At 65.5% G+C, this 15,846-nt stretch carries 1 protein-coding gene (only partly in view); it reads right to left on the bottom strand.

Annotation, left to right across the window (positions count from 1 at the left end; translation table 11 throughout):
• On the bottom strand, window positions 1–15,846 hold the 5' portion of the coding sequence (gene sypA, locus M5C56_RS14315; protein WP_247263196.1) for a syringopeptin non-ribosomal peptide synthetase SypA. Its footprint begins 267 nt before the window's first position; only the first 15,846 of its 16,113 coding nucleotides appear in the window; its start codon is at window positions 15,844–15,846; the stop codon falls past the left edge of the window.

The following is a 15,846-nucleotide window of genomic DNA, read 5'->3' as shown; positions in this document are numbered from 1 at the left end:
GTCCGGAGCCGGCAGGGCCTTGCGGTCGAGCTTGCCGTTGGGGGTCAGCGGTAGTGCGTCGAGTCGTACGTAGGCCACCGGGACCATATAGGCCGGCAGTTGCCCCAGCAGCCAGCCACGCAGGCTGTCGATGGCCGGCTCGCTATCCGTGGACTGGACGGTGTAATAGGCCACCAGGCGTTTGTCGCCCGGCACGTCCTCGCGGGCCATGACCACGGCTTCCTGCACCGCCGGATGTTTGGCCAGGCGCGCTTCGATCTCGCCCAGTTCGATACGGAAACCACGGATCTTCACCTGGTCGTCGTTACGGCCCAGGTATTCGATATTGCCGTCCGCCAGATAACGACCCAGGTCGCCGGTGCGGTACATCCGTGCCGAGGCGTCCTGGCTGAACGGGTCCTGGAGGAAACGTTCGGCGGTGAGGTCGTCGCGATTGAGGTAACCCCGGGCCACACCGGCGCCACCGATGTAGATTTCACCCGGTACACCCAGCGGAACGGGCTGTTGCTGCTCATCCAGCAGGTAGAACTGGGTGTTGCCCACCGGTTTGCCGATATGCGGGGCAAAACCGTCTTCGCGATCCATCGCTACCCAACTTGAATAGGTGGTGGTTTCCGAAGGGCCATAGAGGTTGCACAGGCGTTGGACGCCGGTCTTCTCGAACAGCGATTCCACCAGACTGCGTTTCAGCGCCTCACCTGCAACGTTGACCGTGTGCACCGACTCCGGCAGGCCGTCGACTTCCAGCAAGGCCTTCAGGGCCGACGGCACAGTGTTGATCAGACCGATATCGTGTTCGCCGTGTTGCAGCTCCAGGACGTTTTTCACCACGTTGATACTGCCGCCCGAGGTCAGAGGGGCAAAGCACTCGTAGACCGCCAGGTCGAAGTTCAGCGAGGTGGAGAACAATGTCTTGTTCAACGCCGAACCGTCGAAAGCCTTGTGGGCCCAGGTCAGGAAGTTCACCGTGTTGCGGTGTTCGATCATCACGCCCTTGGGCAGACCGGTCGACCCCGAGGTGTAGATCAGGTACGCCAGGTGTGCCGACGTCAGCCCCGGCACCTCTGGATTCTGGACGGACTCGTCCTGCCAGGTGCCCTGATCGAGACTGATCACGGGCACCGAAACCCCTGCCAGCAAGTCACGGGTTGCGGCCTGCGCGAGTACGGCTGCCGGAGCACTGTCCTGCAACATATAGGCAATCCGCTCTACCGGATAAGCCGGATCCAGCGGCACATAACCACCGCCCGCCTTGAGGATCGCCAGCAAGCCGACGACCATCTCCGCCCCGCGCTCGACACAGATCCCGACCCGCGAATCCGGCCGCACACCTTGTTTACGCAAGGTATGCGCCAGGCGGTTGGCCTGTTCATTGAGTTCGCGATAACTCAGACGCTGTTCACCATGGACCACCGCCAAGGCATCCGGCGTACGTTCCACCTGCGCCTCGAACAACCCATGGATAGTCTGCTGCTGCGGATAATCCAGTGCCGTATCGTTAAGCCCGAACAACAACTGCTCACGCTCGGCGGCCGGCAGAATCGACAGGCTGTCGAGTGCCGTGGCCGGTGACTGTTCCAACGCCCCCACCAGACTTTCCAACGCTGTCTGCATATAGCTGCAAACGCGCCCGGCTCCGACGCTGCCGGTGACCAGCACCGTCAGCTTGAAACCGTCGCCCAGATCGTCGACGTTCAAGGTCAACGGATAGTTGGTGCGCTCCTCGCCACTGAGCACCTCGATACCACGCCAGGCCTCAAGGGCCTCGCCCGATTGTTCCGCCGCGGCACTGTGCCGGTAGTTGAGCAGTGCACTGAACAACGGCAACGGCGCGGCCACCCCGCTGCAACGCTGGGCCAGTACCAACGGCGCATGTTCGTGGCCGAGCAGCGCGGTGAGCCGGGCATGGGTCGCCCGGACCCCGTCCCGCGCGCCCTGCTCGCCCAGGTCCACCCGCAGCGGCAAGGTATTGATAAACATCCCCAGCGCCCGGTCGGCACCCTCGCCGCCCTGCATCCGGCCCATCAGCACGGTACCGAACACCACCGTGCGCTTGCTCGACACCTTGCCCAGTACCTGGGCCCAGGCCAGGTGCACCAGGCTGGCGGCGCTCACCCCCAGTTGACGGGCCTGGGCCCGCAGGCGCAGGTCCAGCCGGCTGTCCAGCGCCAGGCTGCTTTCCTCGATATCGCGACCGTCGCCCTGCACATCCAGCAGGCCGAACGGCAGGGTCGGCTCATCGATATCGCCCAACATCTCGCGGAAGAACCCTTCATGGGCCTCGCGGCTCACACCCAGGCGGGCCTGGGCCACATAGTTGCGATACGGCACGGCGGCACCGAGCTGGCCGGCCAGGCCGAGCAGGTGCGCCTGCATATCCTGGCGCACCACATCCATCGCGGTGTGGTCCAAGGCCATATGGTGGAACAACAGCATCGCCACCCAGCGCTGGTTCGGCGCGTCCTCGGCAAAGACCAGGCGCATCAGCGGCGCCTGGGTCAGGTCCAACCGCGAATGACGTGCGTCGAAGCGTTCATGCAACTGCTCGGCGACATCGCCCTCGGCCGGATCGAGTTCGACCTGCTCCAGATACAGCCGGGCCTGGCGCCAGACCACCTGCATCGGTGTCTCCAGCCCTTGCCAGAGCACGGCGGTACGCAGGATGTCATGGCGTTCGATAACGCTTTGCAAGGCGTCGATAAAGGCACTCAGGCGCTCGCGACCGGCCATCTCGAACAGGGTCTGCAAGACGTACGGATCGCCCTGCTCGGCCGCCAGGTGGTGATAAAGAATCCCCTCCTGCAACGGCGCCAACGGGTATATATCCTGCACATTGGCCACCCCGCCCGGCACGCTGGCGACAATACGGTCAATGGCGGCCTGGTCGAGATCGGCCAGGGGCAGCAGGTCCGGCGTGATCCGGGTGCAACCGGCCTGGATGGCATTGGCCGGGACCTTGATTTCAGAGCCCCCACCGACGGCCGCCGCCAATGCGGCCAGGGTCGGCTGGCCGAACAGCACGCGCACATCGGCGCTCAAGCCGGCCTGGCGCATCCGTTCGATCAGGCTGACGGCCAGCAGCGAATGCCCGCCCAGTTCGAAGAAGTGATCGTGACGCCCGACCCGCTCGACCTTGAGCACCTCGGCCCAGATCGCCGCCAGGGTGGTTTCGACCACGCCTTCGGGCGCCTCGTAGCCACGGCTGACCAGTGCCTGGGCATCCGGTGCCGGCAGGGCCTTGCGGTCCAGCTTGCCGTTGGGGGTCAGCGGCAGCACGTCGAGACGCACGTAGGCCGCGGGCACCATATAGTCCGGCAGACAGGCCTGCAGATGATTGCGCAGGCTTTCGATATCCAGCGTCTGCTGCGACTCGCCCTGGGTGAAATAGGCCACCAGGCGTTTCTCACCGTCGTCCTGCCGTGCCAGCAACACCGCTTCCTGTACCGCCGGGTGCGTGACCAGAGCGGCCTCGATTTCACCCAGTTCGATACGGAAACCACGGATCTTCACCTGACCGTCATTGCGGCCGAGGTACTCCAGGTTACCGTCCGCGTTCCAGCGACCGAGGTCACCGGTGCGGTACAACAGTGCACCCTCCCGGGCGCTGAACGGATCGGCGACAAACTGCGTGGCACTCAATTCCGCCCGGTTCAAATACCCCTTGGCCACGCCCTGCCCGCCGATATACAGCTCGCCGGGCACGCCCACCGCCACCGGTTGGCGACGTGCATCAAGCACGTAGACCTGGCTGTTGCCGATCGGTCGACCGATGGGAATACCGCCGCTGCCCACCGAGGTGATCTCGTAGGTCGCGGAAAAGGTCGTGGCTTCGGTCGGGCCATAGCCGTTGAGCAGATGTTGCGGCGCGCCTTGCGCCAGTACCCGGGCGATGACCGCCGGGTCCAGCACATCGCCACCGACAATCAGGTAGCGCAAGCGGGCGAAGACCTCCATCAGGCCGTCGGCATATTGATGGAACAGTCCGGCGGTCAGCCACAGCACGCTGACCGATTGCGCCAGCAGCAGCGCCCGGAACTCATCCTGGGACAGCAATACCGAGTGTTCGACCACCACCACGCAACCGCCATTGAGCAGCGGCGCCCAGACATCCAGGGTGCTGGCGTCGAAAGCCGGGTTGGAGGCGAAGGCCACGCGATCCCGTGCATTGAAGTCGGCGTAGCCGTTGTCGATTACCAGGCGGCCGATGGCCCGGTGCGGGACCAGCACACCCTTGGGCGTGCCGGTGGAGCCGGAGGTGTACATGATGTAGGCGACCGACTCGGCGGTTGCCGCTCGGTCCGGGTTGGCCGCCGGCTCTGCGTTGACAGACCGGGTGTCGAGGTCAAGACGCCGTACACCCTGGTCCAGGGTTTCAGCGCTGTAGGTCAGCACCAGCACGGCCTGGCTGTCCTGCACCATAAAGGCCTGGCGTTCGCGTGGGGCATTGATATCCAGCGGCACATAGACCGCCGCGCACTTGAGCACCGCCAGTTGGCTGACCACCAGATCGATGGAGCGCGGCAACAACAGCGCCACGCTCTCCCCAGGCTGCACGCCGAGTTCCAGCAGTTCCGCCGCCAGGCGATTGGCCTGCCGGTTCAACTCGCGGTAACTCAGGCTCGTCGCGTCATGCACCACCGCCGCGGCTTCAGGCGTGCGCTGTACCTGGGACTCGAACAGAGCGTGCACCGTCGTATGCCGTGGCGAATCGGTGGCGGTGGCGTTGAAACCGACCAACACCTGCTCACGCTCCGCCGGCGGCAAGATCGACAGGCTGTCCAGCGTCGCCGCCGGGGTCTGTTCCAGCGCCTGGACCAGTTGCGCCACCACCGCCTGCATATAACCGCACAGGCGTTGCGCACCCACCTCGGCGGTGACCAGCACCGACAACTTGAAGCCATCACCCAGGTCGTCGACGTTCAGGGTCAGCGGATAGTTGGTGCGCTCCTCGGCGCCGAAAGCTTCAATACCGCTCCAGGCCGCTTCATGCTCGGCCGAGGGGGCGGCCACCACACTGTGGCGGTAGTTGAGCAGCGCACTGAACAACGGTGCCGGCGCGGCCACGCCGCTGCAACGCTGGGCCAGCACCAACGGCGCATGTTCGTGCCCGAGCAACGCGGTCAGTTGGCCGTGGGTGGCCTTGAGTCCGGCGAGCACCGTCTGCGTACCGATATCGACCCGCAGCGGCAAGGTATTGATAAACATCCCCAACGCCCGGTCAGCACCCTCGCCCGCCTGCAGGCGGCCCAGCAGTACCGTGCCGAACACCACCTGCTCACGGCCCGAGACGCTGCCCAGCACCCGCGCCCAGGCCAGGTGCATCAGGCTCGCGGCACTGACCCCGGCCTGGCGGGCCTGGGCCCGCAGACGCAGGCTCAACTCGGGCGCCAGGGCCAGGCTGGCCTCTTCGATTTCACGTCCGCCGTCCTGCACATCCTGCAGGCCGAACGGCAGGGTCGGCTCGTCGATATCGCCCAGCACCCCACGGAAAAACGCCTCGTGCTGCGCCTGGCTGACACCCAGGCGCGCCTGGGCCACATAGTTGCGATACGGCATCGCTTCGCCCAGGGTATGGGCCTCGCCGAGCAAGTGCGCCTGGATCTCATGCTGGACCACGTCCAGCGCGGTGTGGTCGAGGGCCATATGATGGAACAGCAGCATCGCCAGCCAACGGTCAGCGGCCGCATCGTGGGTAAAGACAATGCGGATCAACGGCGCCTGGCGCACATCGAGGCGGTAGTGGCGCGGATTGAAACGCTGGTGCAGTTGCTCAGCCAGCGGACCGGCCGCCGGATCGAGGAACAGCTCGGTGACTTCCAGCGTGGCCCGCCGCAGGACCACCTGCAACGGTTCGTCGAGCCCTTCCCAGAGCACGGCGGTACGGAGGATGTCGTGACGGTCGATTACCCCTTGCAGGGCGTTGCTGAAATCCTCCAGCCGCGCGCGGTCCCGCAGGCCGAACAGCGCTTGCAGAACATAGGGGTCGCCCTGTTCGGCGCTGATATGGTGATAAAGGATGCCCGCCTGCAACGGTGCCAGCGGGTAGATATCCTGCACATTCCGTGCGCCGCCCGGCACGCTCGCCAGCACCTGGTCGATCTGCGCCTGGGTCAGCTTGATCAGCGGCAGCAGGTCCGGGGTGAGGTGTGCGCAGTCATCGGCAATCAGGTTGGCCGGCACCACGATTTCCGTGCCGCCGCCCACCGCCGCCGCCAGCGCGGCCAGGGTCGGCTGGCCGAACAGTACGCGCACATCGGCGCTCAGGCCGACCTGGCGCATGCGCTCGATCAGGCTGACCGCCAGCAACGAATGGCCGCCCAGTTCAAAGAAGTGGTCATGACGCCCGACCCGCTCGACCTTGAGCACATCGGCCCAGATCGATGCCAGCAGGGTTTCCACTTCGCCTTGCGGCGCCTGGTAATCGCCACGGGCCAGGGCGTCCGATTCCGGCACCGGCAGCGCCTTGCGGTCGACCTTGCCGTTCAGGGTCAGCGGCAATGCGTCCAGTTGCACATAGGCGCTGGGCACCATGTACTCCGGCAACAGGCCTTGCAGGTAGCCGCGCAGTGCTTCCACCGTGGCCGGCTCGCCGGTCGTGGTGATATAGGCCGCCAGGCGCTTGTCGCCGGGAACGTCCTCGCGGGCCAGCACGATGCATTCGCGCACCTGCGGATGGGTGCTCAGGCGCGCCTCGATTTCCCCGAGTTCGATCCGGAAACCGCGAATCTTTACCTGGTCGTCGTTACGCCCCAGGCATTCCAGCTGGCCATCGACCAACCAGCGGCCAAGGTCGCCGGTGCGATAGAGCAAGGCGCCGGGCTCGTTGCTGAACGGGTCGGCGATAAATTTCTCGGCGGTCAGGTCGGCGCGGTTGAGGTAACCCTGCGCCACACCCTTGCCACCGATGCAGATTTCACCGCTGACGCCCAGGGGCAGCAATTGCTGGCGGGCATCGAGGACATAGACCTGGGTATTGCCGATAGGACGGCCGATCGGCACGCTCTCGGCGTCTTCGGCCACCGCGGTCACGTGATAGGTGGTGGCGTAGGTGGTGGTTTCGGTCGGCCCGTAGCAATGCACCAGGCGCAGTTGCGGCGCCAGCGCCAACAGGCGGCGGAACGACGCCGGGTCGCTGCGCTCACCACCGCACAGAAGGATCCGCAAACCCTTGATGGCTTCCGGGATCAGTTGCACGTACTGGTTGAATACCGCCGTGGTGACAAACAGCACCGTGGCCCCGGAGCTGATCAGCAGCTCGCCGAAACGCGCCGGTTCGAGCAGCGTGTCATGGTCCACCACCAGCACCTGGCCGCCATTGAGCAAGGCGCCCCAGACATCCATGGTGCTGGCGTCGAACGCCGGGTTGGAGCTGAAGGCGATCCGATCCTGCTCGTTGAAGTCGGCATAACCGTTGTTGATCACCAGCCGCGTGATGGCCCGGTGCGGCACCACCACGCCCTTGGGCACCCCGGTGGAGCCGGAGGTGTACATGATGTAGGCCGGGGTTTCGCTCGATTGCGCCAATTGCCGGTCATCCGTCGGCAAGGCGTCCAGCACCATGGTGTCGAGATCGACCCGCGTCGCCGTACCGCTGGCCAGCGCAAAACCGCCCCGGGTCAGCAGGACCGCGGCCTGGCTGTCCTCAAGCATGAACTGCTGGCGCTCCAGCGGCGCCTTGGTGTCCAGCGGCACATAGACCGCCGCGCACTTGAGAATCGCCAACTGGCTGACCAGCAGGTCCAGGGAACGCTCCAGCAGGATCGCCACCCGTGCCCCTGGCTGCACGCCGAGACCGAACAGATAAACCGCCAACTGGTTGGCCCGCAGGTTCAATTGCGCGTAGCTCAGGACCCGGCCATGGTGCACGGCCGCCGTCGCGTGTGGCCGCAGGCGGACCTGGTCCTCGAACAGGCTGTGCACGGTCCGGGTCATCGGGTAATCGGCCGCCGTGGCATTGAAGTCCTGCAGCAATAGCCGCCGTTCGTCCTCCGGCAGCACCGCCAGGTCACGCACCGCGGAGTCCGGCGCGGACTCCAGGGCCTCGACCAGCTGGGTCAACGCCGTCTGCATATAACCGCAGACCCGCTGGCCATCGACCCCGGCCGCCACCTGCACGCTCAGCAGGAAGCCTTCGCCCTGGTCGTCCACCGACAAGGTGCAGGGGTAGTTGGTCCGCTCACGGACGCCAAGTACCTGGGTGTCCGCCCAATAATCGCCGCCGCTGGCTTCAAGGGCCGGGCTGTGCCGGTAGTTGAGCAACGCGCTGAACAGCGGCGACGAGGCCGCCACCGCGCTGCAACGCTGGGCCAGCACCAAGGGCGCATGCTCGTGGCCGAGCAGTGCGGTGAGTCGGGCGTGGGTCTGGCGCACCGCCTGGCGTACCGCGCAGGCACCGACCTCGACCCGCAACGGCAAGGTATTGATAAACATCCCGAGTGCACGATCGGCACCCAGGCCGCTTTGCATACGGCCCAACAGCACGGTACCGAAGACCACGTCCTCACGGCCGCTGACGCTGCCCAGCACCCGGGCCCAGGCCAGGTGATGCAGACTGGCGGCGCTCACCCCCAGTTGCCGGGCCTGGGTGCGCAGGCGTTGACACAGTTCAGCCGGAAGATCGCGGCGGACCTCCTTGACGCCCTGCCCGTCGCCCTGCACCTGCAGCAGGCCGAACGGCAAGGTCGGCTCGTCGACATCGCCGAGCATTTCGCGGAAGAACGCTTCATGTTGCTCGCGGCTCACCCCCAGGCGGGCCTGACCCACATAGTTGCGGTACGGCATCGCCGCCGGTAGTTGTCCGGCCGCGCCATGCAGATGGGCGAGCATCTCTTCGCTCATCACATCCAGGGCGGTGTGATCGAGGGCGATATGGTGGAACAGCAGGATCGCGACCCAGCGCTGGTTGGCCGAATCCTGGGCAAAAGCCAGGTGCATCAGCGGCGCCTGGCCAAGGTCCAGGCGGCACTCGCGGGGATCGAAGCGACGCTGCAACTGGCCGAGGATATCGCCCGCGGCCGGGTCCAGCGCGATCTGTTCCAGCGGCAGTTCGACGTGGCGCAGGACCACTTGCTGCGGTTCTTCCAGAGCTTGCCAGACCAGCGCCGTGCGCAGGATGTCATGGCGATCGATCACCGCCTGCAAGGCTTCGGCGAAACCGCGCAGCTGTGCCAGGTCCTGCAGGGCGAAAGTTGCTTGCAACAGGTACGGATCGCCCGTTTCAGCAGCGATATGGTGATAAAGAATGCCTTCCTGCAACGGCGCCAGCGGGTAGATATCCTGCACGTTGCCGGTGCCACCGGGCACGCCGGCGACAATGCGGTCGATACAGGCCTGGTCCAGAGTGGTCAGGGTCAGCATGTCCGGGGTGATGCGTTCGCAGCCGGCGGGAATACCGTTGGCCGGCACCACGATCTCGATCCCGCCGCCCACGGCCGCCGCCAGCGCCGCCAGGGTCGGCTGGCCGAACAGCACGCGGACGTCGGCACTCAGGCCGGCCTGGCGCATGCGCTCGATCAACTTGACCGCCAGCAGCGAATGGCCGCCGAGTTCGAAGAAATGGTCCTGGCGACCGACCCGTTCCACACCCAGCACTTCGCACCAGAGCGCGGCCAGGGTGGTTTCGGTGTCGCCGAGCGGCGCCTGGTAGTCGCGGCTGACGAAGGCATCGGCCGAAGGCTCCGGCAGCGCACGACGGTCCAGCTTGCCGTTAGGTGAAACCGGGAGTTTTTCCAGGTGCACATAGGCCGCCGGAATCATGTAGTCCGGCAGCAGCGCCTGCAAATGCAGACGCATCTGGTCGGCTTCGGGCGCCACCTGTCCGGCCTGCACGCTGAAATACGCCACCAGGCGTTTTTCCCCCGGGCGGTCTTCGCGGGCCAGCACCGCCGTGTCCCGCAGGCCCGGGTACTGGCCGAGGCGCGCTTCGATTTCACCCAGTTCGATACGGAAACCACGGATCTTGATCTGGTCGTCGTTGCGGCCCAGGTAGTCGATCTGGCCATCGGCCTGCCAGCAACCCAGGTCGCCGGTCTTGTACAGCCGCGCCCCCGGGTTGGCGGCAAACGGATCGCGGATAAAACGTTCGGCGGTCAGTTCATCGCGGTTCAGGTAGCCGCGGGCAACACAGGCACCGCCGATGTAGAGCTCCCCCGCCACCCCCACCGGCACCGGCCGGAATTGTTCGTCGAGCAGGTAGACACGGGTATTGGCCACCGGCCGACCGATGCTCGGCAAGGTCGGCCAGCTCTGCGGATCGCCCATCAGGGTCAGCGCCGTGACCACGTGGGACTCGGTCGGACCATAGTGGTTGTGCAGCCGCGCGTCATCCAGGCGCTCGAAGAAACGCCGCATCGGTTCGGTGATCCGCAACTGTTCACCGGCGGTGATCACGTCCTGCAACGCACACTCGGGTTGCTCGACTTCGGCGACCATGGCTTCGGCCAGGGCTTGCAGGGCGATGCACGGCATATACAGGCGTTCGATGTGCTGCTCGCGGATATGCTGGAACAGGCGACGGAAATCCAGGCGGATATCGCCATGGATCAGCGACAGTTCGCCGCCGGCACACAAGGTGCTGAAGACTTCCTGGAAGGCCACGTCGAAGCCCAGGGCGGCAAACTGCAAGGTCCGTTGTCCGGGCCGGCCGTGCTCGACGGTCTGGGCGATCTGCCAGTGCATCAGGTTGACCAGCGGCCCGTGGGGCATGGCCACGCCCTTGGGCTGGCCGGTGGAGCCCGAGGTATAGATCAGGTACGCCAGGTGTTGCGCATTCAGCCCCTCGATCTGCGGATTGTGCCGGGGCGCGGCGTCGATGCCGCTCTCGATCCGCGCTTCGCTTTCCAGCAACAACACCGGCATCAGCGCCTGGGGGAAGCGTTCGCGCAAGCCGCGCTGGGTCAGCAGTACCTTCGGTGCACTGTCCTCCAGCATATAGGCCAGGCGTTCGGCCGGGTACGACGGGTCCAGCGGCACATAACCGGCACCGGCCTTGAGAATGCCCACCAGGCCGGCGATCATTTCCAGGCTGCGCTCCACACAGATCGCCACCCGGTCGTCGGCGCCGATGCCCTCGGCGATCAGCCGATGGGCAATCTGGTTGGCCCACTGGTTCAGTTCGCCGTAGCTCAGACGCTGGCCTTCATAGGTGACGGCCACCGCGTCGGGCCGGGTCGCCGCGTGGGACTCGAACATCTGGTGCAGCAGCAGGTCCGTCGGATAGATGCAATCGAAGGCGTTGAAGTCTTCCTGCAACTGGCGGCGCTCGCTGGCCGGTAACCAGTCGAGGCTGTGCAACGGCGCTTCGGGCTGTTGCTCCAGGGCCTCGGTCAGTTGCTCCAGCACGGTATGCATATAACCGGCGATCCGTTTGGCACCGACCCCGGCCACGGCCTGGACGGTCAGGCCAAAGGACTCGCCGAGGTCGTCCACCGACAACGACAACGGATAGTTGGTCCGTTCCTCGCCGCCAAGCACCTCGACCCCGGCCCAGGTCCGGGCCTGGCCGGCGTCCTGCGGCGCCTGGGCGCCCACGGCGACATGCCGGTAGTTCATCAGGGCGCTGAACAACGGCGTCGGTGCCGCCACGCCACTGCATCCCTGGGCCAATGACAACGGCGCATGTTCATGGCCGAGCAAGGCCGCCAGCCGCGCGTGGGTGGTCCGCACCGCCGCCTGGACCCCCTGCTCGCCCGCGGCCACCCGCAGCGGCAAGGTATTGATAAACATGCCCAGGGCCCGTTCGGCGCCCTGGCCACTGTGCAGGCGGCCCATCAGCACGGTGCCGAAGACCACGTCGCGACGTCCGGACAAGCGCGCCACCACCTGACCCCAGGCCAGATGGTGCAGGCTGGCGTTGCTCACCCCGAGGCGTCGGGCCTGGGCCCGCAGGCGCTGGCCCAGGTCCGGGTCCACCGGCAACAGCGCTTCCTCGACGCCGCTGCCGTCGCCCTGCACATCCTGCAGGCCGAAGGGCAAAGTGGGCTCGTCGACATCACCGAGCATTTCGCGGAAGAACGCCTCGTGCTGCTCGCGACTCACTCCCAGGCGGGCCTGGGCCACATGGTTGCGGTACGGGACCGAAGCTTCCAGTTCGGCGCCGCGGCCCCGGCTGAATGCCTCGATCTCCTTGCCCAGCAGGGCCAGGGAGGTGGCGTCATCGATCAGGTGATGGAACAGCAACACCGCGACCCAGCCGCCGTTGTCGGCGTCTTCGGCATAATGCAGGCGCATCATCGGTGCCTGACGCAAATCCAGGCGAATCCGTCGAGGATCGAAATGCTCTTGTAATTGGGCGGCCACATCACCTTGGTCCGGATGTGGCAGGAAGGCTTCGACCCGTAGCCGCGCCTCGCGCCAGACCACCTGGACCGGCTCATCGAGTTCTTCCCAGACCACCGCGGTGCGCAGGATATCGTGACGGTCGATCACCGCCTGCAAGGACTCGGCAAAACCCAGCAACTGTTCAAAGGTGTCGACCCGCAGCAGGGCCTGCAACAGGTACGGATCGCCCTCGTCGCTCGAAAGATGGTGATAGAGGATGCCTTCCTGCAGAGGCACCAGCGCGTAGATGTCCTGCACATTGCCGACACCGCCCGGGACACCGGCCACCACGCGGTCGATCTGGGCCTGGGTAAGTTGAGCCAGGGGCAACATGTCCGGCGTGATGTGCTGGCAGCCGGAGGGGATCGCATTGGCCGGCACGACAATCTCGCCGCCCTTGCCGCTGGCGGCCGCCAATGCGGCCAGGGTCGGCTGGCCGAACAGCACGCGGACATCGGCGCTCAGGCCGACCTGGCGCATGCGCTCGATGAGTTTCACCGCCAGCAACGAATGCCCGCCCAGTTCGAAGAACTGATCATGCCGACCGATCTGCTCGACACCAAGCAACTCGGCCCACAGCCTGGCCAGGGTGGTTTCCACCGGACCTTCGGGGGCCTGGTATTCGCGTCGGGCATAGGCTTCGGCCGCCGGCACCGGGAGTGCCTTGCGGTCCAGCTTGCCATTGGCGGTCAGCGGGAAGGCTTCAAGGCTGACAAAGGCACTTGGCAGCATGTACTCGGCCAGCGCCAGACGCAGTTGATCACGCAGTTGCGCGGCGTCCAGTTCGACGCCGGCCTTGCCGATGACATAGGCCACCAGGCGCTTGTCGCCCGGTTCGTCCTCGCGCACCAGCACAACGGCGTCACGCACACCCTCGCAGGCGGCCAGCTGCGCTTCGATCTCGCCCAGTTCGATACGGAAACCGCGAATCTTCACCTGTTCGTCGTTACGACCCAGGTATTCCAGGCTGCCATCGGCCAGCCAGCGCCCCAGGTCACCGGAGCGGTACATGCGGGCCCCCGGGGTCGCGTCAAACGGATCGTCGAGGAAGCGCGAAGCGTTCAGCTCGTCGCGATTGAGATAACCCCGGGCCACGCCCGCGCCACCGACGTACAGCTCCCCCACCACGCCGGGCGGCAACGGATAGCCGTAGCCGTCGAGCAGATACAGGCGCAGGTCGGGAATACGCTTGCCGATCGGGCTTACGCCCACCCGTTGGGCGTCTTCGGCCTGCAGCGGGTAGTAGGTCACATGCACCGTGGTCTCGGTGATGCCATACATGTTTACCAGTTGCGTGGCACTGTTCAGTTCCCGGGCGTACCAGGGTTTGAGCATCGCCGTGTCCAGCGCTTCACCGCCGAAAATCACCTGGCGCAACACGTGCGCCTGCGGCTTCTCGCCCTGGGCAGCGATCAATTGGCGGAAAGCGCTCGGGGTCTGGTTGAGGACTGTTACACCGGCGCTGCAGAGCAGCTTGTAGCAGTCTTCGGGAGAACGGCTGACCAGTTGTGGCACGATCAGCAAACGACCGCCATGCAGCAGCGCGCCCCAGATTTCCCAGACCGAGAAGTCGAAGGCGAACGAGTGAAACAGCGCCCAGACGTCCGTTTCATTGAAGCCGAACCAGGCGTCGGTGGCCGAGAACAGCCGCGCGACGTTGCGATGCTCAACCATCACGCCCTTGGGCAGGCCGGTGGAGCCGGAGGTGTAGATCACATAGGCCAGGTGCGTGGGGTTCACCACCACCTGCGGATTACGCACGGACTCGTCCCGCAGATCCGCATCGTCGAGATTGATGACCGGCACCTGCACTGCCGGCAAGGCTTCCTGCACCGCGTGCTGGCTGAGCAAGGCCACCGGGGCGCTGTCACCGAGGGTGTAGGCCAGGCGCTCGCGAGGGTAAGCCGGGTCCAGCGGCACATAACCGGCGCCGGATTTGAGGATCCCCAGCAAGCCGATGATCATCGCCGGACCGCGCTCGACACAGATCGCCACCCGATCGTCCGGGCGTACACCCAGGGCCAACAGGCGATGGGCAACCTGGTTGGCACGGGCGTTGAGCTCGCCGTAGCTCAGGCTTTCACCCTGGTACACCAACGCCACGGCCTCCGGCCGCTCGACAGCGCGGGCCTCGAACTGCTGGTGAATGGTGCGGTCTTCGGCGAAGTGTTGTGGCTCGGCATTCCAAGCCTGCAACTGCGCGGTTTCGCTGGCATTGAGCAGGGAGAACCCGCGAACCGGCAACTGTGCATCCGCCAGCCCCTGGTCCAGCACATGCTGCAGGCGCTCGGCCATGGACTCGATCTCGCCCGCCTGGAAATACGCCTCGTTGTAGATGTAGTGCAGCCGGGATTCACTATCGTAAGCATTGGTCCGCAGATGGATCGCCAGCGGTGTCTGTTCGTGATTGTTCGAACACTTCACCGCACGGGCGCTCGCCGGTCCGAAGCGCAGCAGGGAGTTGTGTTGCTCGTAGGAGAAGGTCAGGTCGAACAGCTGCGTACGCTCGGTACGGCGCAACTCCAGCAGGCGGTTGAGATCGCTGACCGGGAAACGTTGGTTGCGGTAATCCTGCTTGAGCGCCCGACCGATGCCCTGGACCAGTTCGGCGAACGGCAGATCGGCGCTGAACTGCAAACGCACCGGGCTGAGCTGGGCAAACAGCCCCAGGGTCTTCTTGAAGCTGGCGTTGGAGCGGTTGAGGATCGGCAAGCCGATCACCAGCTCATCGCGCTGCTGGGTCCGAGTGAAGTAGACGTACAGTGCGGCCAGCAGGACGTGGAAACGCGAGGCCTGCAGCTTGCCGGCCAGGTCGTCGATACGATTCTCCAGGCCCCGGGCAAAACCGCGGGCGAAATGGCTGCTGCGGCTCGGGCCTTCAGCCTGGGCCTGGCGATAGCGCGGGAGCAGCAAGCGCTCGGGGATATCGCGGTATTTTTCCAACCAATAGGCCTGGTCGCGAACGAAACGCGGCGACTGGCGATAGTCGCGATCGTCTTCAATGAAATCGACATAGGACGGCGCCGACAGATCAGGCGTGCGCTGATCGTGCAGGGCGTTGTAGATCTGGCAGAGGGAAGCAAAAAGCTCGTCGATGCCCCAACCGTCGAGCACGATATGGTGGGCGTGGATGACAAGGTAGAAGCGCTGCGCTTCGAGCTTGAGCAAATGCAGTCGGAACAGCGGGCCGCCATCGAGCTTGAAGGCCCGTTCGAACTGACGCTGCATCCAGCTCGCGGCAGCCTGGCGCGGGTCCGCCTGTGCTTGCAGGTCCAGCGGTGCCACCCATACCGGCAGTGTCGCGGCGAAGGCCTGCAACGGCACGCCCTGCTCGTCACGCTGCTCGAGCAGGACCATGCGCAGGGCATCGTGTTTATCGATCAACAGGTTCACGGCCTGCTGGAACACCTCGGGGTCGAGGTGCCCGTCAATCTCCAGGTAGCCGCCAATGTTGTACAACGGCGAGTCGCCCTGGGTCATCTGGTCCAGCCAGATATTGCGTTGGGCAGCGGTCAGGGCAAGTGCCAT

This window comes from Pseudomonas sp. MWU13-2862 (assembly GCF_023242495.1).
Classification (GTDB): Bacteria; Pseudomonadota; Gammaproteobacteria; order Pseudomonadales; family Pseudomonadaceae; genus Aquipseudomonas; species Aquipseudomonas gingeri_D.
The sequence above is the reverse complement of the archived record's forward strand: the minus strand, read 5'-3'. Positions and strand labels throughout refer to the sequence as shown.